Consider the following 20656-nt stretch of genomic DNA (forward strand, 5'->3'; position numbering starts at 1 on the left):
GGAGAGTTAACATGAACACTAAGCATAAACTTTTGTGTAGTACGATCCTGTTTTATGCCTCGCAGACCAGCGCCAGCGAGTTATTTACCCTGCAATCCCCCGCATTTGCTGATAACGCCTTGATGGAGAAAAAATTCGCCGGTAACGCCAGCAATAACCCGAACTGTACCGGCGAAAATTTTTCGCCGTCGCTAGTGTGGAACAATCCGCCAACGCAAACGCAGAGCTTTGCCCTTGTCGTTCACGATCCCGAAGGCGCGACCGGGCTCGGTGTGACGCACCTTGTGGCTTATAACATTTCCCCTTCCAGTACCGGCTTTGCACAAAATGATCTGCGTGACGGCAAAGGATATACGGGCGGAAAGAATACGCCGGGCAATCTGCGCTGGCATGGCCCTTGCCCTCCGCCAGGTAGCGGCGCGCATCATTACACCTTCACTCTTATCGCGACCTCGCTAAAACCAACGCTCCCGGAAGGACTTACGCGCGAAGAATTATTCGCAAAACTGAAAGGTCACACGCTTGCCGCCACCGGTCTTATCGGTCGCTTTGGTCAGTAATTGTTGCGCCATTGCCTTTCGCCCACCGCGAGAGCGCAGTAGCATAGGCGCCACATGTACTATTTATCGAAGGAGTGAAGATGCAAAAGATCGTGATTATCGCCAATGGCGCGGCATACGGTAGCGAGTCACTGTTTAATAGCTTACGGCTGGCTATCGCGCTGCGTGAGCAGAATAGCGACATCGAACTGCGGCTGTTTTTGATGTCCGACGCGGTAACCGCCGGGTTGCGCGGGCAAAAACCTGCCGAGGGCTACAACATCCAGCAGATGCTGGAAATTCTGACGGCGCAAAACGTGCCGGTGAAACTGTGTAAAACCTGCACCGACGGGCGTGGCATCACCGCATTGCCGCTGGTGGACGGTGTGGAAATTGGCACACTGGTAGAACTGGCACAGTGGACGCTGGCGGCCGATAAAGTACTAACGTTTTAATATTGCGGCAAGTTCAATATTATTTTCTTATGGATGGCGTTATGTCATCAAGTTTGCCTGCTGCGTTGCCGATAGCCACTTAAGACAACACAGCAGGTACTATAACTATGTTCAGATCGATTAAGTCCCGTATTATTGCAGCAACAGCGGGATGTCTCGCCAGCGCTTTGCTGCTTAACACCGTTATTAACTATCAGGTAACCCGCCAGCATAACCAACAAACCCAGCAGGATATTCTCTCCAGCACCAGCGCCAGTCACAGCATTGCGATTGCCGACTGGGCCGCCAGCAAAATGAACATGATTGCTTCCTTGCAGAGCGTGGCGTTAACCGACGATCCCGTGCCGGTTTTCGCACAGATTGCTCGCGCCGGGGGATTTATCAACGTTTATGTCGGTTATGCGACTAAAACAGCAAAATTCTCCGACCCGGGTGGCGTACCGGCGGATTACGACCCGACAATCCGCCCGTGGTATCAACAAGTGGTAAAAGCCGACGCGCCAGTTGTCACCGCACCCTACGTTGACGCCAGCACCGGTGCGCTGGTGGTGACGTTTGCCGTACCGGTCAAAGAGAACGGTACGTTAAAGGCCGTAGTTGCAGGCGACGTCTCGATGGATAGTGTGGTGGCTAACGTGCGCGGCATCAGCCCAACGCCGAACAGTACCGGTATGTTGCTGGCCAGCGACGGTTCGGTGATTGCCGCCGCCAACGACAAGCTCACGATGAAACCCTTCACCGAGGCCATTAGCGGCGTCAGCTTTGAACAACTGCGGGCAGGAAAACGGGTGGAGGGTGTCTATGCAGGCGAGGATAAAGCGCTGCTGGCAAGCCCGGTCAAAGGCACCAACTGGTTGCTGGCGGTGGCGCTCGATAACGCTGATTCTAGCGCCGGGTTGCGCACGCAACTGAAAGCCTCTGCCCTGTCGCTGATTGTGTTAGTGCTCATTGCCGGTGCATTGATGCACTGGATTGTTTCCACCCTGCTTAAACGTCTGCTGACGGTGCGCGATGCCATGAACGCCATCAGCAGCGGCACAGACGATCTCTCGCAGCGTTTACCGGTTGATGGCCATGACGAGGTTTCGCAAATCGCCCACGCCTTTAACGCTTTCAGCGACAAGCTTTCGGTGGTGATGGTAAAACTGCGTGATTCCAGTAACTCGGTACAAGTCGCCGCACAACAGATTGCCGCCGGAAACCAGGATCTCTCCGGGCGTACAGAACAAGCAGCGTCCAGCCTGCGCGAGACGGCCAGCGCGGTTGAACAAATCACGGCGTCGGTAGCGCAATCCACCGACGCTGCAGCGCAGGCCAATACTCAGGCGCATGTTGCCTCGCAAGCAGCATCGCACGGCGGTCAGGTGGTGACGCAGGCAATTAATACTATGCAGTCGATCGAGGTAGCTTCGGCAAAAATTGGCGATATCACCAGCGTGATTGACGGCATTGCTTTCCAGACCAATATCCTGGCGCTCAACGCCTCTGTGGAAGCCGCCCGAGCAGGTGAACAGGGGCGTGGTTTTGCCGTGGTTGCCGGTGAAGTGCGTAATCTGGCAAGCCGAAGCGCACAAGCCGCGAAGGAGATCAAAACGCTGATCGACTCCACCGCCGAAAGCGTGGCAACCGGTTCACGCTTTGTCCGCCTGGCGGGTGACAGCATGACGGATATTGTCGCCAGCATCGACAGTGTGTCGGTGATTATGCGTGAAATTACCGTCGCCACCAGCGAGCAGATGAAAGGTATTCAGGAAATCAACCATGCGGTGCTCGATCTTGACCGGATGGTGCAGCAAAACGCGGAACTGGTGGTCGAATCGACCGCCGCCGCTGGCGCGCTACGTTCGCAGGCGACCGAGCTTGCTGAAACCGCCGGTCATTTCCGAATTTAATCTTATACCGGCGCGTTTTAACCACGGTTTTGCGCGCCGTCTTCTTTCCCTGCCGAATAATGTAATTTTTGTTTAATCGTTACGTCATTATTTGATCAAAATCAGCATTCGCCCCCCTTCCGTTTGGTGTTATGCACTGAGTGAATTGTGAACAAAGTCACGCACGGGGATCCTTCCCGCACGGATCGCGTTGTTAAAAAACTACGGGGTTAAAAATGGCGGTGGTAAAAGCAAGTCTGAAGTTATTTGGTGGGGATACAGTGGTTGTTCGCTGTTCTGAAAGTTGTCACATTCATTTGATGAGCGAAAAGAGCCGAACGCCGGACGCTCAAACGGATATTCTGAGTGTCCAGAACCGCGCAAGCGCCTATCTGGCTGTGCCGTACAGCGGCGTCTGGAGTGTGCTGATTGATAGCCACAGCCAGTCGCTGGAGCACTCGATCAGCTACGTTGCCGCTTAACGGCCGCGCTTAGCAGGCAAAACCAGGTTGCATCTCAGGGCCTGGTTTTTCTCCCCCCAGCAGCGTACGCACTTTCCCCACCAGATCGTTCAGGCAATCATCCTGCATTCCGAGCTTTATCAGCTCCTGTTCCAGTGAGAAAAGATACTGCGCATTCGTGCCAAGCGGGCCGCTGGCGGCGGCAATCAGTGGGGCAATGGTCTGTGCACGCGTATCGGATTCATACAGTGGATGACGCGGATCCATAATAAACACCAGCGCATTCACCGTGCGGCCATCATCAAGCGCCAGTTTGCACCAGCTTGGCATGTAACAGCCGGTGATCATTTCGCGTTTCCACAGCAGCGTCAGCTCATCATACAAGGTGTCGTCGGATAAACGGTACGCCACACCCGTAGTGCGCCCACCCTCTTTCAGCGCCAGCATGCGCCCAGGCTGGCAGGCCGTACCGCGACCAGCGGTTAAACGCAGGCAAAATGCGCGATGCCAGCCCGTCAGCGTCCCCGTGCAGGATTCGTCAAACTCCAGCGCCGGGTTCCACATCAGCGAGCCATAACCAAAAATCCACACCGGGCCATCGTCCGGGCGACACGCCAGCGTCGCCGCAAGCGATGCCGCTCGCTGTTCCGCCGACCAAAGTAACGACTCGTCAATATCGCCGAATGCCGTTTTGCAATCTGCTGTTCGCAAAAAATCACGCGTTAACATCTTCTACCTCCGCCACTGCCTGCTTCCGTGCGACTGCTTTACTGCTGCCTTCCCGGCATATGCTGCTTTAAGCGCAGCTTACTACGACCTTATGCAATTCACAGGCCGCTGGCAATAGCGTCAATCCATCGAATAGAGCTATAAATGGCGAAAGGTAATTATTTCATCGTGTTATTTCTTTTTATGCCATTTATCATCATCGCCTTTCTGATATTCATTTTTAACCGCCGCCCAGGCAACACGGTGCGCCGTCTCCTCTCGGCTGGCGTCATCACGGCGATCCTCTTTATCCTTATATTGCTCCCAGGCGCTGTTAAACGCCTCTTTATAAATTTCCTGCGCATGTGCAGGCAGCACATGTTGCACACTATCCGGCAGATCAGATTTCGCTTTATACGGCATTTTCACGCTCCTTTTGGCTTAAAGAAGTAAGCCTGGACGACAAACACCGGGTACGCCAGTAGAGAGAGTAAAATGCCAGACAGCAACACCTATCTCACTGTAAGATAAATACAAATTAATCAAGAATGCGCATTTTGTTTTGTTGGCAACAAAACGAAGCGCGGAGGGTAAAACTACGTAAAAAACCCCATGAAAACTGCGATTTTTGCTATTTTATGACCCGTTCTTTTTCTATCTATAATTCGCAAACACCTGCACTGTGATGGAGCATCATAATGACAACAACGCACGAGGCGGTGAAAACCCGCCACAAGGAGACATCCCTTATTTTCCCGGTGCTGGCGCTGGCCGTGCTGCTTTTCTGGGGAGGTTCGCAGTCACTACCAGCGGTTATCGGCATTAATTTATTAGCACTGGTTGGTATCTTATCCAGCGCGTTTAGCGTGGTGCGCCACGCAGATGTGCTTGCCCATCGGCTAGGCGAACCCTATGGTTCACTGATCCTCAGCCTGTCGGTGGTTATTCTTGAAGTCAGTCTGATTTCCGCATTGATGGCGACGGGCGACGCCGCACCGACGCTAATGCGTGACACGCTCTATTCCATCATCATGATTGTCACCGGTGGTCTGGTAGGCTTTTCGCTACTGCTGGGCGGGCGCAAGTTTGCCACGCAGTATATGAACCTGTTTGGTATTAAACAGTATCTGATTGCCCTGTTTCCGCTGGCGATTATCGTGTTGGTTTTCCCGATGGCGCTACCGCAAGCCAATTTCACTGTTGGCCAGTCGCTGCTGGTGGCGTTGATCTCGGCTGCGATGTACGGCGTGTTTCTGCTTATCCAGACCAAAACGCACCAGAGCTTGTTCGTCTATGAGCACGAAGACGAAGGCGACGATCCACACCACGGCAAACCGTCTGCCCACGGTAATTTGTGGCACACGCTGTGGCTGATTATCCATCTGGTTGCGGTGATCGCCGTGACAAAAATGAATGCGACACCGCTGGAAGCGTTGCTGACAGAAATGAATGCACCAGTGGCATTTACCGGTTTCCTGGTGGCGTTGCTGATCCTCTCGCCCGAAGGATTAGGTGCGTTAAAAGCGGTGCTGAATAATCAGGTACAGCGTGCAATGAACTTGTTTTTTGGTTCAGTACTGGCGACGATTTCCCTCACCGTACCTATCGTGACGCTGATTGCCTGGCTAACCGGCAACGGCCTGGTGTTCGGCCTTGGCGCGCCGGAAATGATTGTCATGGTGACCTCGCTGCTGCTGTGCCAACTCTCGTTCTCCACCGGGCGTACCAATGTGCTCAATGGTACGGCGCACCTGGCGCTGTTCGCTGCGTATCTGATGACGATATTTGCCTGAATGGCAGAGACAAAAAACCCCGCTATTGCGGGGTTTTTTTATGCTTACTCGGTATCGAGTTCGCCGAAGCTTTTTACCAGATCGTCAATCGCTTTGATCTGTTTTAAGAACGGCTCCAGTTTATCCAGCGGCAGCGCGGACGGGCCGTCACATTTGGCGTTATCTGGATCCGGGTGCGCTTCAATAAACAGCCCTGCCAGGCCTGTAGCCATCCCGGCACGCGCCAGTTCGGCAACCTGAGCCCGACGGCCACCAGACGCAGCGCCGAACGGGTCGCGGCACTGCAACGCGTGGGTGACATCGAAAATCACCGGCGAGTTATTGGAGACTTTCTTCATCACGCCGAAGCCCAGCATGTCGACAACCAGGTTGTCATAACCGAAGTTCGCGCCGCGATCGCAAAGAATCACTTTGTCGTTACCGCCTTCGTGGAATTTATCCACGATATTGCCCATCTGTCCGGGGCTGACAAACTGCGGTTTTTTCACGTTGATGACCGCGCCCGTTTTCGCCATCGCTTCAACCAGATCGGTCTGACGCGCGAGGAACGCAGGAAGCTGGATCACATCCACCACATCAGCCACCGGCTGCGCCTGTGACGCTTCGTGCACGTCGGTGATCACTTTCACGCCAAAGGTCTGTTTCAGTTCCTGGAAGATTTTCATCCCCTCTTCCAGACCCGGCCCACGGTAGGACTTGATGGAAGAACGGTTGGCTTTATCAAAAGAGGCTTTGAACACGTACGGGATGCCAAGTTTCTGGGTCACGGTAACGTAGTGTTCGCAAATGCGCATTGCCAAATCGCGGGATTCCAGCACGTTCATACCACCAAACAGGACAAACGGCAGGTCGTTCGCGACGTTAATGTCGCCAATGCTGACCACTTTTTGTTTCATAAAATCGCCTTATCGAGTGTGAATCGGAACAAATTTTTAATGCAGGGTAATCTGTTTATGCGCAATTGAATTGATTTGCGCGCGGATCATTTCGCTTATCGGATCCTCAGGACACTGCTCTACAAAGTAGTTCAAATCATTCAGCGCCACATGGTCACAATCCAGCTGCGCGTAAATCAGACCGCGATCGCGGATCTCATACGGATCTTCGGGATTAAACTGCAACAGCGCTTCGCTCGCGCGCAATGCCAGCTCCATCTGCTGTTCTTCCATCAGCGCCGACTTCAGCGTATCCAGTAATTTGCGGATCACTTCGGCGTTGTCGGCTTCATCGAGATCTTCATTAAACAGCTCGGCAACCGGGCTGATATTACCTTTCAGCCACACTTCCAGCGTGTGTTCATCCAGCGTGTCGCCGTTAAAGGGGTTAATCAGCCACATTTCGCCATCCAGCCATTCGGCGCGCAGGATAAGCTGGGTCGGGAAAATCACCGGCGTCAGAGGAATCCCCAGTTGACCGGCAACCCACAGTAAAATCGCGCCCAGCGATACCGCGCTGCCCTGACGGTTTTGCAGCACTTTATCCAGCCACAGCGCGTCAGATAAACGGTATACGCCGCGGGTATCTTTAAAACCCCATTCGCCGTAAAACAGCTCGACGAGTTTTTCCAGTTGCCAGTCCTGAGGCTTTGCCTGACCAATCTCTTCACGTGCCAGACTGAGCAACCGCTCCAGTTCGTCTTGCACATATTGCGAAGGAAAGTCATCGCGAATCAGTTCGGAAACAAGGATCATCCCGTCGCATAACGGCGCTTTGTTAAATTCGAAATCAGCTAACGATCTCATGTCTTACCCCAGTATCGGTACTTTTGTGGCGGCGAGTTTAATGATGATGTACAGCACCACCAGCCCCAGCAAAAAAGCGATAAAACCCGTTTGCTGGCTGCGCGGGCGATGTCGCCCCAGCGCAATAAAACCCAAAACGATGTAGATGATAACGCCAAACAGCTTTTCAGTCAGCCATGCGCCTTTAACCGTAAATGGCAAATAGCCCGTTACCCACATCAACCCTGCGCCGCTCAGCAGCAGCACGGTATCAACCGTGTGCGGCACAATCCGCACCCAGCGTGCGTTAATACGCGGATTGCCTGACCAGCGCCACCAGTAACGTAAAACAAACAGGCTAATGGTGAGCGCAACAGACGCCAAATGCAATGTAATCAGCAACTTAAACGCATTCATTGTCGGTTACTCCTGCAAGGGCCGTAGCCCCAGCGTCAGGCGTTCGTTATCCGCGTAATCCCGACACGTTGCGACGTGCTGCCAGCCGTAATGTTCGAAGGCAGCGCGAACATCTGCACCCTGTTGCCAACCGTGTTCAAGCAGCAGCCAGCCCCCAGGCAACACATATTGCCTGGCATCATCAATAATGGTGCATAAATCTGCCAGCCCGTTATCAGCCGCCACCAGCGCACTGAGCGGTTCAAAACGCACATCGCCCTGCGCAAGATGAGGATCGTGCTCATCGATGTAAGGCGGGTTGCTGACAATCATCGCGAATTGCTGCCCTTCAAGCGCACTGAACCAGCGACTTTGCAGGATCTCAATATTGGTGATATTCAGATGTGCGGCGTTGCGTTGTGCCAGCGCAACCGCATCCGGAACCAGGTCGACAGCAGTGACGGTGCAATCCGGACGTTCGCTCGCCAGCGCCAGCGCGATTGCGCCAGTGCCGGTGCCTAAATCAAGAATGCGACACGGTAAGGAAGGAAGACGCGCCAGCGCCTGTTCCACCAGACATTCGGTGTCCGGGCGCGGGATAAGCGTTGCCGGAGAGACAAACAGCGGCAATGACCAAAACTCACGCACGCCAATCAAGTGCGCCACCGGTTCGCCATTTACACGACGAGCCAGTAACGTCGCCAGCTGTTGCTGCTGCTCGGCTTCCAGTAACGTTTCACCAAAAGCGAGGATAAACGTGCGCGATTTGCCTGTGACGAAACCCAACAGGATCTCCGCATCGCGGCGCGGGCTTTCGCTCGCAGCAAGCTCGCTTATCGCCTGGCGCAACCACTGTTGATAATCCATTATTCCTGCTCGGAGAGCGCCGCCAACTGGTCGGCCTGGTATTCCTGCACAATCGGTTCGATCAGCATATCCAGCTTGCCTTCCATCACTTCGTCGAGGCGGTAAAGCGTGACGTTGATACGGTGATCGGTCACACGACCCTGCGGGAAGTTATAGGTGCGGTTACGATCGCTGCGATCGCCGCTGCCGAGCAGGTTACGACGGGTCGACGCTTCTGCCTGCTGGCGTTTTGCCGTTTCAGCGGCGCGAATGCGCGCACCGAGCACTGACAAGGCTTTTGCTTTGTTTTTATGCTGTGAACGTTCATCCTGGCACTCGACCACAATCCCGGTCGGAAGGTGGGTAATACGGATGGCGGAATCGGTGGTGTTAACGTGCTGACCGCCCGCACCGGAAGAGCGGAAGGTATCAATACGCAGATCGGCCGGGTTGATATCCGGCATTTCGGCTTCCGGCAGCTCCGGCATCACGGCCACGGTACAGGCAGACGTGTGAATACGCCCCTGCGATTCCGTTGCCGGAACGCGCTGGACGCGATGGCCGCCGGATTCAAATTTCAGACGCCCGTAAACACCTTCGCCGCTGATTTTGGCGATCACTTCTTTAAAGCCGCCGTGCTCACCGTCGTTGGCGCTCATGATCTCAACGCGCCAGCGGCGGGATTCGGCATAACGGCTGTACATACGGAACAGATCGCCAGCAAACAGGGCGGCTTCATCGCCGCCGGTTCCGGCGCGAACTTCGACAAACGCATTACGTTCATCATCGGGATCTTTTGGCAGCAGCAACAGTTGCAATTGCTGTTCAAGGTGTTCACATTTTTCTTTCGCGTCGCGCAGTTCATCCTGCGCCATGTCGCGCATTTCCGGATCGTCGAGCATCATCTGCGCGGTTTCAATATCTTCCTGAACCTGTTGCCAGTCAGTGAAACAGCGCGACACGTCGCTCAGTTGCGCGTATTCGCGCGACAGCGCACGGAATTTGTCCTGGTCGGCGATGGTTTGAGCGTCACCGAGCAGCGCCTGAACTTCTTCATGGCGCTCATGCAGGGCTTCCAGTTTGGCAACGATAGAAGGCTTCATAGGCGTTAATGCACCTTTTAATAATAAGAGAGTGTTGTGCTAATCCAGCCCGAGGCTGTTGCGCAGAATATGCAGACGCTCATCGTCCCCGTCACGGGCGGCCTGCTGAAGAGATTTGGTTGGGGCGTGGATAAGGCGGTTGGTCAGTTTCCACGCCAGGTCTTGCATGATAGCTTGCGGATTGCCACCCTGCTCCAGCGCAGCAAGCGCTTTGGCAGTCAGCTCGTCGCGCGCAGTTTCAGACTGGCTGCGGTATTCGCGAATGGTCTCGCTGGCGCTTTGCGCACGCAGCCAGGCCATAAATTCACTGGTTTCCTGGGCGACGATGGTTTCCGCCTGCACCGCCGCGGCTTTACGCTGCGCCAGGTTGTGCTGAATAATACTTTGCAGATCGTCGACGCTATAGAGATAGGCGTTCGCCACTTTGCCCACTTCCGGCTCGACATCGCGCGGCACGGCAATATCCACCAGCAAAACGGGCTGGTTACGCCGCGCTTTCATCGCGCGTTCCATCATTCCTTTACCAATAATTGGTAGCGGGCTGGCGGTGGAACTGATCACGATATCAGCATCTTTCAGACGTTCATCAATGTCGCTTAAAGAAATGACTTCCGCACCGACTTCATCCGCCAGCACCTGCGCACGTTCACGCGTACGGTTGGCGATGATCATTTTCTGCACTTTATGCTCACGCAGGTGGCGCGCAACCAGCTCAATGGTTTCACCCGCGCCCACTAGCAGCACGGTAACCGACGCAAGGGATTCGAATATTTGCCGCGCCAGTGTACAGGCGGCGAAAGCGACCGATACCGCACTGGCGCCAATATCGGTTTCCGTGCGCACACGCTTGGCGACGGAGAATGATTTCTGGAACATACGCTCCAGATCGCTGGCGTTGTCATGCCCACGCTGGGAATCAGCAAAGGCCTTTTTCACCTGGCCTAAGATTTGCGGTTCACCCAGTACCAGTGAATCCAGCCCGCTCGCCACGCGCATTAAATGGCTGACGGCGTCGTTATCCTGATGCCAGTAGAGACTCTGGCGCACTTCTTCTTCACGCAAATGGTGATAATCACACAGCCAGCGCACCAGCGCTTCTTGCAGGTTATCCCGCTCTTCGACGCTCAGATAGAGCTCGGTACGGTTACAGGTTGACAGCACCACACCGCCTTGCACCATCGGCTGCGACAGCAGGCTTTCCAGCGCCTGGTCAAGCGTTTCCGGCGAAAAAGCAATGCGTTCTCGCAACGAAACGGGAGCCGTTTTGTGATTGATGCCAAGTGCTAAAAGGGTCATGAGCGCGGGAATAGTACCAACGTTGATAAGGTTAGACTGTACGCATCATACAGGATGAGTGAGGTCAATAAAAGAGACACTACCCTTTCGGAGTAATTGGTAATTTAATGATTTAAGACAACTTGAACGTAGACGCTGTTTCAGAGCGGCGCTAGCATTAAGCGTAATACAGCAACCTCGCAAGGATTTCCCCTCGTTATGACTCTGCCAGACTTTCGCTTTATCCGCCTGCTGCCGCTGGCAAGCCTCGTGTTAACCGCTTGTACGCTCAATGTGCCAAAAGGGCCGGGACAAAGTCCGGACTCGCCGCAGTGGCGCGAACACCAGCAACAGGTGCGCAGCTTAAACCAGTATCAAACCCGCGGCGCATTCGCTTATATCTCTGACGAACAAAAAGTGTATGCCCGCTTCTTCTGGCAGCAAACCGGGCAGGATCGCTATCGTCTGTTGCTGACCAACCCGTTGGGCAGCACCGAACTGGAGCTGAACGCCCAGCCGGGTAACGTGCAACTGGTGGACAACAAAGGCAAACGCTACACCGCTGATGATGCCGAAGAGATGATTGGCAAACTGACCGGCATGCCGATTCCGCTTAACAGCCTGCGCCAATGGATCTTAGGCCTGCCAGGCGATGCCACCGATTATAAGCTCGATGCGCAATACCGTTTGAGCGAGCTTAATTACAATCAGGGCGGCAAAAACTGGAAAGTGGTATATGGCGGATATGACAACAGCCAGCCTTCCCTGCCGGCCAATATGGAGTTGAGCGACGGCAAACAGCGCATCAAGCTGAAAATGGATAACTGGATTGCCAAATGACGACGTGGCCCGCTCCGGCGAAACTCAACCTGTTTTTATACATTACCGGCCAGCGCGCCGATGGCTACCACACGTTGCAAACCCTGTTTCAGTTTCTTGATTATGGCGACACGCTAACCATCGAACCACGCAGCGATGGCGAAATCCGCCTACTGACACCGGTTGAAGGCGTACCAGACGAAGAGAACCTGATTGTACGCGCTGCACGTCTGCTCATGCAGCGTGCGGCAGAAAGCGATCGTCTGCCTGCGGGTAGCGGCGCAGAGATCGCTATCGACAAACGCCTGCCAATGGGCGGCGGCCTCGGCGGCGGTTCGTCAAATGCAGCAACCGTGCTGGTCGCCCTCAACCATCTGTGGGGCTGTAATCTGAGCGTCGATGAGTTAGCCGAACTCGGCCTGCAACTGGGTGCCGATGTGCCGGTGTTTGTGCGCGGTCACGCCGCTTTCGCCGAAGGGGTTGGCGAAATCCTCACGCCGGTCAATCCGCCGGAAAAATGGTATCTGGTGGCGCACCCTGGCGTCAGTATTCCTACACCCGTGATTTTCAAGGATCCGGAACTGCCGAGAAATACGCCGCAAAGGTCAATTGATACGTTATTAAAATGTGAATTCGGCAACGATTGCGAGGTTATCGCAAGAAAACGTTTTCGCGAGGTTGATGCCGCGCTTTCCTGGCTGTTAGAATACGCGCCGTCGCGCCTGACTGGCACAGGAGCCTGTGTCTTTTCCGAATTTGACACCGAATCCGCCGCTCGTCAGGTGCTTGAGCAAGCCCCGGAATGGCTACACGGTTTTGTCGCGCGAGGCGTCAACCTCTCGCCGCTAGCGCAAACCATGGCCGGGCAAGCTGAGCTCCGGTGACAACGTCACACCTGTTCCAGACGTTGCATCGCGCTCTTTAATACACCGCATGGATAGAATTCAGCCCTGAGCGCACATTTTGGCCGATTCTATCCACCACTGGACGCATGCCTGAGGTTCTTCTCGTGCCTGATATGAAGCTTTTTGCTGGTAACGCTACCCCGGAACTAGCACAACGTATTGCCAACCGCCTGTACACTTCTCTCGGCGACGCCGCCGTAGGTCGCTTTAGCGACGGCGAAGTCAGCGTACAAATCAATGAAAATGTACGCGGTGGTGATATTTTCATCATCCAGTCCACTTGTGCCCCTACCAACGACAACCTGATGGAATTGGTTGTGATGGTTGATGCCCTGCGCCGTGCTTCCGCAGGCCGTATCACCGCGGTCATTCCTTACTTTGGCTATGCCCGTCAGGATCGCCGCGTGCGCTCTGCCCGTGTACCGATTACCGCAAAAGTGGTTGCCGATTTCCTCTCAAGCGTCGGCGTTGACCGCGTACTGACCGTTGACCTGCATGCTGAACAGATTCAGGGCTTCTTCGATGTACCGGTAGATAACGTATTCGGCAGCCCGATCCTGCTCGAAGATATGCTGCAACTGAATCTGGACAACCCGATTGTGGTTTCTCCGGATATCGGCGGCGTCGTTCGCGCTCGCGCCATTGCCAAGCTGCTGAACGACACCGATATGGCGATCATTGATAAACGCCGTCCGCGCGCAAACGTCTCCCAGGTGATGCACATCATCGGTGACGTGGCAAACCGCGACTGCGTTCTGGTTGACGACATGATCGATACCGGCGGTACGCTGTGTAAAGCAGCGGAAGCGCTGAAAGAACGTGGTGCGAAACGCGTGTTCGCCTATGCGACTCACCCGATTTTCTCCGGTAATGCGGTAAATAACCTGCGCAACTCTGTGATCGACGAAGTGGTTGTCTGCGACACCATTCCGCTGAGCGATGAGATCAAAGCGCTACCGAACGTACGTACGCTGACGCTGTCTGGCATGCTGGCTGAAGCTATCCGTCGTATCAGCAACGAAGAATCGATTTCTGCCATGTTCGAGCATTAATCGTTGCTGTATAAAAAACCCGCTCAGGCGGGTTTTTTTAGCTTTAAATATTATTTGTATGATTTATTAATTAGTTATCGAATGATTTCCAGGGGACGCCAGACCATTGTGAACAGATTGTTCTCACCTCATGTCATGCCTTTTCGCGCGCTGATCGACGCGTGCTGGAAAGAAAAATATACCACCGCCCGTTTCACCCGGGATCTGATTGCCGGCATAACGGTAGGTATCATCGCTATCCCTTTGGCGATGGCGCTGGCGATCGGCAGCGGTGTGGCTCCGCAGTACGGGCTTTATACGTCGGCGGTTGCCGGGATTGTTATCGCCCTGAGCGGTGGTTCGCGCTACAGCGTTTCTGGCCCGACGGCAGCCTTCGTGGTGATCCTGTATCCAGTTTCGCAGCAGTTTGGTCTGTCGGGCCTGCTGGTGGCGACGCTGATGTCAGGCGTGTTTTTGATTCTCTTCGGGCTGGCGCGGTTTGGTCGGCTGATTGAATACATTCCGCTTTCGGTGACGCTTGGTTTCACCTCCGGGATCGGCATTACCATCGCCACCATGCAGATAAAAGATTTTCTTGGCCTGCAAATGCCGCATGTGCCGGAACACTATTTGCAAAAAGTCGGCGCGCTGGTGATGGCGCTGCCCACGCTCAACCCCGGTGATGCGGCGATTGGTATTGTCACCCTCGCCACACTGGTTCTGTGGCCGCGCCTGCGTTTACGAGTGCCGGGACATCTGCCCGCACTGCTGGCGGGCTGCGCGGTGATGCTGGTGGTTAATCTGCTCGGCGGTCACGTCGCGACCATCGGTTCACAATTTCATTATGTACTGGCGGATGGTTCCCAGGGTAACGGTATCCCGCAGCTTCTGCCACAACTGGTGCTGCCGTGGGATCTACCCGGTTCTGAATTTACCCTGAGCTGGGATTCGCTGCGCGCATTGCTGCCTGCAGCCTTCTCCATGGCCATGCTCGGTGCCATCGAATCGCTGCTGTGCGCTGTCGTGCTGGACGGTATGACCGGTACCAAACATAAAGCCAACAGCGAGCTGATTGGCCAGGGGCTGGGCAATATCGCCGCACCGTTCTTCGGTGGGATCACCGCAACCGCAGCGATTGCGCGTTCAGCGGCCAACGTCCGCGCTGGTGCGACGTCACCCATTTCGGCAGTGATCCACTCCCTCTTAGTGATCATGGCACTGCTGGCGCTGGCTCCCCTGCTCTCGTGGCTGCCGCTGTCTGCCATGGCGGCGCTACTATTGATGGTGGCGTGGAACATGAGTGAAGCGCACAAAGTGATTGACCTGCTGCGCCGCGCCCCGGTGGATGACATCGTGGTGATGCTGATTTGTATGTCACTGACCGTGCTGTTCGATATGGTGATCGCCATCAGCGTAGGGATTGTGCTCGCGTCACTGCTGTTTATGCGCCGTATCGCGCGGATGACGCGCCTGGCCGTAGTGAACGTCAGCGTGCCGGATGATGTACTGGTGCTGCGTGTTATTGGCCCGCTGTTCTTTGCTGCCGCAGAAAGTGTGTTTAGCGACCTGGAAACCCGTATCGCCGGGAAGCGCATTGTGGTGCTGAAATGGGATGCGGTGCCAGTGCTGGACGCAGGTGGGCTGGATGCTTTCCGTCGCTTTGTCAGCCGTCTGCCAGAAGGTACTGAGCTGCGCGTCAGCAACCTTGAATTCCAGCCGCTGCGCACGCTGGCACGCGCCGGGATACAGCCAATCCCTGGCCGCCTGTCATTCTTCCCTAACCGCGACGCGGCCTTAGCCGACCTCTAATTATGATGCGCGGCGGCGCATCATCACCTCGATCGCCCGTTGTAGCCATTGCAGCACCTCGGGCGTCATCCAGGTTCCCTTCATCAGATGCGGCTCCTGCTGCATCGCACTGCGGAATTTTTGCTGCGTCTGTGGATCGGTTCCGGCATAAGACTGAAACAGTTCAAGCCAGTTAGCGGCCAGCCCCTGAGCCTCGTCAGACTCGGGATCCAGCGACTGACGTTGAGCGATATGCAGTTTTGCCACCAACGGTGGCCACTCCATCATGCGCTCAAAGTAGTGCGCACGGGTAAACGCCATCTCTTGCGGCGACAAATAACGCTGCCAGATAGCGAGCTTACTTTCCGCAAAACTGCGGGTAATAAAATCGACCGCTTCCTGCGTAATGCCCGTTTGCTCACGCATTTGGGGTTCCACGCGGTGCATCTCATTTAAGCGGGTCAGAAACTCCGGTTTATTGGCGGTATCCTGCTCCAGCCGCGTCATCCAGCGGGTTGCCAGATCCATCGCGCGGGGATCATCCACCAGGCACTTCTGCGCTAAAAGGGTTTGTACTTCGCTCACCATTTGCGCCCAGAACTGTTCGCGAGCCTCATCGCGCGAGGCAAACGGTAATTCTTGTAACTCTTGCGGGCTAAACCAACGATCGTACATTTTCATTAACTCCAGGGTCTGTAGCCAGGACTCCAGATCAGGCTCCACGCCACTGACGAGACCATCACGCAACGCCGCAAGCTGTTCGCGCAGAGTGACAATATTGCGCATTTGCTTGTCGAGCAGAGCGATTTGGTCATCCAGTAATTCCGCCAGCGGACGCGTTTCCCGCGCCAGATAATCCCCGATTGCCGCCAGTTCCATGCCCGCTTTCGCCAGCGCCTGGATCATATGCAGGCGTTTGACATCGGCGAGCGCATAAAGCCGGTATCCGGCGGCGCTTCGGGCGGAAGGCAAAAGCAGACCAATTTGCTCATAGTGGTGCAACGTACGCACACTGATCCCCGCACGTCGCGATAATTCTCCCACCTGAATCAACATAGCTGCTCCTTTCTCACCCACAGACTGGACTATCGAGCCTCACGTTACGTGAGGGTCAAGAAAAAAGCCAAAAAAAACGGCTCCCGCAGGAACCGTTATCGAAACGTATTTTTTATCCATGATGTTGCCGGTCCCGGCGGCAGCGCTTGTCGTAGTGGCGCACCCACCAGTATTTATCGCACACCTGTTCATGACCGCTCACGCGGGCACCTGCGAGCCAGAGAACGGCTCCGAGGAAGATACTCAGCACAGCGCCATGGGCAAAAAACTGCGGCAGGTTAAGTTGCGGCAACTGGTTTAAAATGGAATAACCAACGCCGACAACCATCACGACCAACCCCAACCCCATGAGCACATTACCGAGCAACGAAGCGTTTTTGCGTTTCATCTGTCACCTCCGGAACGACGGGTTGGATGGGATAACCCCAATCCTTGTGCATAAAGTATAGACAGCCACCTTTTTAGCGGTTGCGGGCACGATCACAATTACACATCTCTGACTAACACAAATTTACAAATAACCCACTGAACTACTTGAAATTCGAATGGTTGATGTGAGCAATCATTATCGTTTCTCGCGTTTCGTTGTGAGAATTTTGTCTTCACGCCCCGCACAACGTAAACTACGCGCCGGACATTGACCTGGTCAGGAATAAAAAGTGACGATTAAACTGATTGTCGGGCTGGCGAACCCCGGCGCTGAATATGCCGCGACGCGCCATAACGCAGGCGCCTGGTATGTGGACTTGCTGGCGGATCGCGCCCGCGCGCCGCTGCGCGATGAGCCGAAGTTTTTCGGCTATACCTCGCGCATCAATCTGGCCGGCGAAGACGTGCGCCTGTTGGTTCCCACGACGTTTATGAACCTGAGCGGTAAAGCGGTCGCGGCGATGGCAACGTTTTACCGCATCAACCCGGACGAAATCCTTGTCGCTCACGATGAGCTTGATTTGCCGCCGGGTGTGGCGAAATTTAAGCTGGGTGGCGGCCACGGCGGCCACAATGGTCTGAAAGACATCATCAGTAAACTGGGCAATAACCCCAATTTTCACCGTTTACGCGTAGGAATTGGCCATCCGGGTGATAAAAACAAAGTTGTCGGTTTTGTACTGGGCAAGCCACCTGTTTCCGAGCAAAAGTTGATTGACGAAGCGGTAGACGAAGCGGCGCGTTGTACCGAGATTTGGCTGAAAGAAGGTTTAACCAAAGCCACCAATCGCCTGCACGCCTTTAAGGCGCAGTAAGCGGGTTGCGGCGGCATTTTTACCGCGCGTAACAACGGTTACGTGTATAATAGGCAAAGTTATTCACTTTTCTACAATCTGTTTTTCGCAACAGGTTGATTATCAAGATATTAAGGTAATTACATCATGGGATTCAAATGCGGTATCGTTGGCCTGCCCAACGTAGGTAAATCCACCCTGTTCAATGCGCTCACCAAAGCAGGTATTGAAGCGGCGAACTTCCCGTTCTGTACTATTGAGCCGAACACCGGTGTCGTACCGATGCCCGATCCGCGTCTGGATAAACTTGCGGAAATCGTGAAACCGCAGCGCATTCTGCCGACCACCATGGAGTTCGTCGACATCGCCGGCCTGGTAAAAGGCGCGTCCAAAGGTGAAGGTCTGGGCAACCAGTTTTTGACCAACATCCGCGAAACGGAAGCGATCGGCCACGTTGTGCGCTGCTTTGAGAACGACAATATCATCCACGTTGCGGGCAAAGTGAACCCGGCGGAAGATATCGACGTTATCAACACCGAACTGGCGCTTTCTGACCTGGATACCTGCGAACGCGCGATTCACCGCGTGTCCAAAAAAGCGAAAGGCGGCGACAAAGACGCGAAAGTTGAGCTGGCTGCGCTGGAGAAATGCCTGCCGCAACTGGAAAACGCCGGTATGCTGCGCGCTCTGGATCTGAGCAAAGAAGAGAAAGAAGCGATCCGTTACCTGAGCTTCCTGACCCTGAAACCGACCATGTACATCGCTAACGTGAACGAAGACGGCTTCGAAAATAACCCGTACCTCGACCAGGTTCGCGCTATCGCTGAGCAAGAAGGTTCCGTGGTGGTACCGGTTTGTGCTGCGGTTGAATCTGATATTGCCGAGCTTGACGATGAAGAGCGTGACGAGTTTATGGCCGAACTGGGTCTGCAAGAGCCAGGGCTGAACCGCGTGATCCGCGCCGGTTACTCCCTGCTGAACCTGCAAACTTATTTCACCGCCGGAGTGAAAGAAGTGCGTGCCTGGACCATCCCGGTTGGCGCAACCGCGCCGCAGGCAGCGGGTAAAATCCACACCGATTTCGAAAAAGGCTTTATTCGCGCGCAGACCATCGCGTATGAAGATTTCATCGCTTACAAAGGCGAGCAAGGCGCGAAAGAAGCCGGCAAGATGCGTGCAGAAGGCAAAGAGTACATCGTGAAAGATGGCGATGTGATGAACTTCCTGTTCAACGTCTAAATTAGTTTTGGTGTCTCATGAGGTGTCATAACATCTCATAAATCTCAGAAAACCCTCTAAAATCCACGCGTTTGCGTGGATTTTTTTATTCCACATTGTCTCATGTAATCTCATGGAAGCGCAGTCTAAAATGAGTACATAGGTGAGTATAATCCGTTTCCATTATCATTTTAGGTGAGTACAATAACGGTATAAGAAATAGTCAAGGACCCGCTATGCTCACTGATACGCAATGCCGCACTGCCAAGCCAAAAGAAAAACTCTATCGACTCAATGACTTTAATGGTCTCTACCTCGAAGTGAAACCCAATGGCAAAAAGGCATGGCGCTATCGGTTTAAACTCAACGGAAAATCAAGCATGTTTGCGTTGGGTGAGTATCCAGCGATAAAGCTCGCCGAAGCTCGCGAGAAATGCGAGCAAGCGCGTAAGCAAGTCGCAGATGGAGTTAGCCCGACACAGGCTCGTCAGTTAGATAAGATCCGCAAGGTCAATGACGCTTCTAACACCTTTGAGCTGATCGCCAAAGAGTGGTTGCAGATGAAAGACTGGGCCGAAATTACCAAAACACGCCGACTGGATATGCTTGAACGTGTGGTTTTCCCCGCAATCGGTAAGCTCCCTGTCAGAGAGATCACCCCACACCACATTCTTAAAATTCTTCAGGAAACCGCTAAACGCGGCGCTCCGACTGTTGCTGCTGAAGCCCGACGTACCATTTCATCGGTTTTCGAGTTGGCAGTGGCAACGCTTAGAGCTGACAGCGATCCTGTCTGGCCTGTACGCAAGGCACTTCCGGCGAATAAGACACAGCACAAACAAGCATTGAACCCACAGCAAATAGGGAAGCTATTAAGCTGTTTTGATAACAGTCGCGGCTCATATCAGGTTAACTATTGCATGTGGCTAATGTGGTGGACGCTGGCGCGGCCAGCCGAAGTCACCGAAGCTGAATGGACAGAATTCGATCTCGATAATGCACTATGGACCATTCCGGCGACGCGCATGAAGGCTCGCAGGGAACATGTTATTCCCCTCCCCTCCCAGTCCGTCAACATGCTCAGAACGCTACAGGGATTAACCGGGCATCGACACCACCTCTTTCCTGGCCGTGATGACCCGCGTGGCCCGATGACATCACACTCGCTGCGTCAGCTACTTAAAAGCCTCGGCTGGAGTGGAACTTACAGCCCACATGCAACCCGAACCACAGGCAGCACACGGTTAAACGAGATGGGCTATCGACCTGATGCTATCGAAGCTCAGCTTGCGCACGCTGATACCAACAACGTTCGCCGCACGTACAACCATGCGACGTATTTTGATGAGCGTAAAGTGATGATGCAGGAATGGGCTGATAAGCTTGATGGATGGGTAAGCAGCACTGACATCAGTGTTGATGTTTCATAAACGCTGATGCATTAGTGT

Annotated in this window: 22 protein-coding genes; 12 read left to right on the top strand and 10 right to left on the bottom strand. The window is 54.3% G+C overall.

Annotated elements, in window-relative coordinates:
- Positions 1-11 precede the first annotated feature (11 nt).
- The 4 genes from ACFX4O_RS08280 (at position 12) to ACFX4O_RS08295 (ending at position 3347) form a co-directional block, all read left to right on the top strand.
- A complete protein-coding gene (locus ACFX4O_RS08280) occupies positions 12-560 on the top strand; it encodes a YbhB/YbcL family Raf kinase inhibitor-like protein (RefSeq protein WP_380208009.1) in 549 nt (182 codons plus the stop codon).
- Between the two features lie 80 nt (positions 561-640).
- Positions 641-994: a DsrE/DsrF/TusD sulfur relay family protein gene (locus ACFX4O_RS08285; RefSeq protein ID WP_131409332.1), complete on the top strand. Its 354-nt coding sequence runs from the start codon at positions 641-643 to the stop codon at positions 992-994.
- 107 nt (positions 995-1101) lie between these two features.
- Positions 1102-2886, top strand: a complete 1785-nt coding sequence (locus ACFX4O_RS08290) for a methyl-accepting chemotaxis protein (RefSeq protein ID WP_380208010.1) — start codon at positions 1102-1104, stop codon at positions 2884-2886.
- A gap of 215 nt (positions 2887-3101) precedes the next feature.
- Positions 3102-3347, top strand: a complete 246-nt coding sequence (locus tag ACFX4O_RS08295) for a DUF1883 domain-containing protein (protein WP_131409328.1) — start codon at positions 3102-3104, stop codon at positions 3345-3347.
- 9 nt (positions 3348-3356) lie between these two features.
- Here ACFX4O_RS08295 and ACFX4O_RS08300 read toward each other — a convergent pair whose 3' ends face one another.
- Positions 3357-4055, bottom strand: a complete 699-nt coding sequence (locus tag ACFX4O_RS08300) for a gamma-glutamylcyclotransferase (protein ID WP_131409325.1) — start codon at positions 4053-4055, stop codon at positions 3357-3359.
- Between the two features lie 171 nt (positions 4056-4226).
- A complete protein-coding gene (gene chaB, locus ACFX4O_RS08305) occupies positions 4227-4457 on the bottom strand; it encodes a putative cation transport regulator ChaB (protein WP_131409323.1) in 231 nt (76 codons plus the stop codon).
- A gap of 275 nt (positions 4458-4732) precedes the next feature.
- Here chaB and chaA point away from each other — a divergent pair, with 275 nt between their 5' ends.
- Entirely contained in the window at positions 4733-5827 is a 1095-nt protein-coding gene (chaA, locus tag ACFX4O_RS08310; protein ID WP_131409321.1) for a sodium-potassium/proton antiporter ChaA, read from the top strand.
- A gap of 44 nt (positions 5828-5871) precedes the next feature.
- Here chaA and kdsA read toward each other — a convergent pair whose 3' ends face one another.
- Genes kdsA through hemA form a run of 6 tightly spaced genes read right to left on the bottom strand, consistent with a single transcriptional unit; the run spans position 5872 to position 11189 of the window.
- Positions 5872-6723 (bottom strand): 3-deoxy-8-phosphooctulonate synthase, encoded by an 852-nt coding sequence (gene kdsA, locus ACFX4O_RS08315; RefSeq protein ID WP_131409319.1) that lies wholly within the window; start codon positions 6721-6723, stop codon positions 5872-5874.
- 36 nt (positions 6724-6759) lie between these two features.
- Entirely contained in the window at positions 6760-7569 is an 810-nt protein-coding gene (sirB1, locus tag ACFX4O_RS08320) for an invasion regulator SirB1 (RefSeq protein WP_131409316.1), read from the bottom strand.
- 3 nt (positions 7570-7572) lie between these two features.
- On the bottom strand, positions 7573-7965 hold the full coding sequence (gene sirB2 / locus ACFX4O_RS08325; protein ID WP_380208011.1) for an invasion regulator SirB2: 393 nt from the start codon (positions 7963-7965) through the stop codon (positions 7573-7575).
- Positions 7966-7971: 6 nt separating this feature from the next.
- Positions 7972-8811, bottom strand: a complete 840-nt coding sequence (gene prmC / locus ACFX4O_RS08330; protein WP_380208012.1) for a peptide chain release factor N(5)-glutamine methyltransferase — start codon at positions 8809-8811, stop codon at positions 7972-7974.
- Entirely contained in the window at positions 8811-9893 is a 1083-nt protein-coding gene (gene prfA / locus ACFX4O_RS08335; protein ID WP_131409308.1) for a peptide chain release factor 1, read from the bottom strand. Before prfA ends, prmC begins: the two co-directional genes overlap by 1 nt.
- A gap of 39 nt (positions 9894-9932) precedes the next feature.
- A complete protein-coding gene (hemA, locus tag ACFX4O_RS08340) occupies positions 9933-11189 on the bottom strand; it encodes a glutamyl-tRNA reductase (protein WP_131409305.1) in 1257 nt (418 codons plus the stop codon).
- 198 nt (positions 11190-11387) lie between these two features.
- Here hemA and lolB point away from each other — a divergent pair, with 198 nt between their 5' ends.
- From lolB to dauA, 4 genes are all read left to right on the top strand, one after another.
- On the top strand, positions 11388-12008 hold the full coding sequence (gene lolB, locus ACFX4O_RS08345) for a lipoprotein insertase outer membrane protein LolB (protein ID WP_380208013.1): 621 nt from the start codon (positions 11388-11390) through the stop codon (positions 12006-12008).
- Complete coding sequence (gene ispE / locus ACFX4O_RS08350; RefSeq protein WP_131409300.1) at positions 12005-12871, top strand: 4-(cytidine 5'-diphospho)-2-C-methyl-D-erythritol kinase; 867 nt, start codon at positions 12005-12007, stop codon at positions 12869-12871. The genes lolB and ispE overlap by 4 nt, the downstream gene beginning before the upstream one ends.
- 125 nt (positions 12872-12996) lie before the next feature.
- Positions 12997-13944 (top strand): ribose-phosphate diphosphokinase, encoded by a 948-nt coding sequence (gene prs / locus ACFX4O_RS08355; RefSeq protein ID WP_017457137.1) that lies wholly within the window; start codon positions 12997-12999, stop codon positions 13942-13944.
- Positions 13945-14052: 108 nt separating this feature from the next.
- Entirely contained in the window at positions 14053-15732 is a 1680-nt protein-coding gene (gene dauA / locus ACFX4O_RS08360) for a C4-dicarboxylic acid transporter DauA (protein ID WP_131409298.1), read from the top strand.
- On the opposite strand, the gene ACFX4O_RS08365 is transcribed toward dauA, so the two are convergent.
- Both ACFX4O_RS08365 and ychH read right to left on the bottom strand, forming a co-directional pair.
- Positions 15733-16767 carry a MerR family transcriptional regulator gene (locus ACFX4O_RS08365; protein WP_380208014.1) on the bottom strand — a complete coding sequence of 345 codons (1035 nt, stop codon included), beginning with the start codon at positions 16765-16767 and terminating at the stop codon, positions 15733-15735. It abuts the gene before it with no gap.
- A 112-nt stretch (positions 16768-16879) separates the two neighbouring features.
- Entirely contained in the window at positions 16880-17155 is a 276-nt protein-coding gene (ychH, locus tag ACFX4O_RS08370; protein WP_131409293.1) for a stress-induced protein YchH, read from the bottom strand.
- A 271-nt stretch (positions 17156-17426) separates the two neighbouring features.
- Between ychH and pth the strand changes: the two genes are divergently transcribed.
- The 3 genes from pth to ACFX4O_RS08385 all read left to right on the top strand — a co-directional run bounded on the left by pth (position 17427) and on the right by ACFX4O_RS08385 (position 20638).
- Positions 17427-18011 carry an aminoacyl-tRNA hydrolase gene (gene pth / locus ACFX4O_RS08375; RefSeq protein ID WP_086868600.1) on the top strand — a complete coding sequence of 195 codons (585 nt, stop codon included), beginning with the start codon at positions 17427-17429 and terminating at the stop codon, positions 18009-18011.
- A 126-nt stretch (positions 18012-18137) separates the two neighbouring features.
- Positions 18138-19229, top strand: coding sequence for a redox-regulated ATPase YchF (ychF, locus tag ACFX4O_RS08380; RefSeq protein WP_131409290.1), 1092 nt, complete (start codon positions 18138-18140; stop codon positions 19227-19229).
- Between the two features lie 215 nt (positions 19230-19444).
- A complete protein-coding gene (locus ACFX4O_RS08385) occupies positions 19445-20638 on the top strand; it encodes a tyrosine-type recombinase/integrase (RefSeq protein WP_380208015.1) in 1194 nt (397 codons plus the stop codon).
- The last annotated feature ends 18 nt before the right edge of the window (positions 20639-20656 follow it).

The organism is Kosakonia sp. YIM B13571 (assembly GCF_042788095.1).
GTDB classification, from domain to species: Bacteria; Pseudomonadota; Gammaproteobacteria; order Enterobacterales; family Enterobacteriaceae; genus Kosakonia; species Kosakonia quasisacchari.

Coding starts and splice junctions, on each gene's coding strand:
- kdsA (WP_131409319.1), bottom strand. CDS start 6,723: ATGAAACAAAAAGTGGTCAGCATTGGCGACATTAACGTCGCGAACGAC.
- ACFX4O_RS08365 (WP_380208014.1), bottom strand. CDS start 16,767: ATGTTGATTCAGGTGGGAGAATTATCGCGACGTGCGGGGATCAGTGTG.
- hemA (WP_131409305.1), bottom strand. CDS start 11,189: ATGACCCTTTTAGCACTTGGCATCAATCACAAAACGGCTCCCGTTTCG.
- prfA (WP_131409308.1), bottom strand. CDS start 9,893: ATGAAGCCTTCTATCGTTGCCAAACTGGAAGCCCTGCATGAGCGCCAT.
- ACFX4O_RS08280 (WP_380208009.1), top strand. CDS start 12: ATGAACACTAAGCATAAACTTTTGTGTAGTACGATCCTGTTTTATGCC.
- sirB2 (WP_380208011.1), bottom strand. CDS start 7,965: ATGAATGCGTTTAAGTTGCTGATTACATTGCATTTGGCGTCTGTTGCG.
- chaA (WP_131409321.1), top strand. CDS start 4,733: ATGACAACAACGCACGAGGCGGTGAAAACCCGCCACAAGGAGACATCC.
- chaB (WP_131409323.1), bottom strand. CDS start 4,457: ATGCCGTATAAAGCGAAATCTGATCTGCCGGATAGTGTGCAACATGTG.
- sirB1 (WP_131409316.1), bottom strand. CDS start 7,569: ATGAGATCGTTAGCTGATTTCGAATTTAACAAAGCGCCGTTATGCGAC.
- ychF (WP_131409290.1), top strand. CDS start 18,138: ATGGGATTCAAATGCGGTATCGTTGGCCTGCCCAACGTAGGTAAATCC.
- ACFX4O_RS08300 (WP_131409325.1), bottom strand. CDS start 4,055: ATGTTAACGCGTGATTTTTTGCGAACAGCAGATTGCAAAACGGCATTC.
- ACFX4O_RS08285 (WP_131409332.1), top strand. CDS start 641: ATGCAAAAGATCGTGATTATCGCCAATGGCGCGGCATACGGTAGCGAG.
- ispE (WP_131409300.1), top strand. CDS start 12,005: ATGACGACGTGGCCCGCTCCGGCGAAACTCAACCTGTTTTTATACATT.
- ychH (WP_131409293.1), bottom strand. CDS start 17,155: ATGAAACGCAAAAACGCTTCGTTGCTCGGTAATGTGCTCATGGGGTTG.
- ACFX4O_RS08295 (WP_131409328.1), top strand. CDS start 3,102: ATGGCGGTGGTAAAAGCAAGTCTGAAGTTATTTGGTGGGGATACAGTG.
- prmC (WP_380208012.1), bottom strand. CDS start 8,811: ATGGATTATCAACAGTGGTTGCGCCAGGCGATAAGCGAGCTTGCTGCG.
- ACFX4O_RS08290 (WP_380208010.1), top strand. CDS start 1,102: ATGTTCAGATCGATTAAGTCCCGTATTATTGCAGCAACAGCGGGATGT.
- lolB (WP_380208013.1), top strand. CDS start 11,388: ATGACTCTGCCAGACTTTCGCTTTATCCGCCTGCTGCCGCTGGCAAGC.
- ACFX4O_RS08385 (WP_380208015.1), top strand. CDS start 19,445: ATGCTCACTGATACGCAATGCCGCACTGCCAAGCCAAAAGAAAAACTC.